1 protein-coding gene is annotated in these 414 nt (G+C 58.7%); it reads right to left on the reverse strand.

What is annotated here, in order from left to right; all coding sequences use genetic code 11:
* Window positions 1-46: 46 nt before the first annotated feature.
* Window positions 47-346, reverse strand: coding sequence for a chaperone modulator CbpM (locus tag OC610_RS28930; RefSeq protein WP_264433249.1), 300 nt, complete (start codon window positions 344-346; stop codon window positions 47-49).
* Window positions 347-414 lie beyond the last annotated feature (68 nt).

Here is a 414-nt window from a genome sequence, read left to right on the forward strand (position 1 = left end):
GCGGGAGCAAGCTCCCTCGCCACAGAGTTTTATGTCCGGGCTTGTCTCATTCCACCAACCGCCCCAGCCGCTGCTTGAGCATGCGGTTTTCACTGCGCAGTTGCTGGACCTCTTCCAGCAGGTCCAGCGCCAGGGCGACACCTTCCCATTCCAGCTCCAACTCCCGGCGCAGCTTGGCTGCACGCCGGGCCAGGACCAATTCGTAATCAGTGAAGCGCCAGTCCGTGGGGGCCGTGCCGTGAGGTTCGAGGATGCCATGTTCGATAATTTCGATCACATGGACATCGGCCAATGCGGCGGCTTCGCAGAATTCCATCAGGTTCAGTTCAATGATCGGGTTGCTCATGCTCTGCTTCTCCCAATGCTTTAACTGTGTAGGGGCGTAGGAGCGTAGGAGCTGACGAGTGAAACGAG

Origin of the sequence: Pseudomonas agronomica, from assembly GCF_025917275.1 — a bacterium.
Lineage (GTDB): Bacteria > Pseudomonadota > Gammaproteobacteria > Pseudomonadales > Pseudomonadaceae > Aquipseudomonas > Aquipseudomonas agronomica.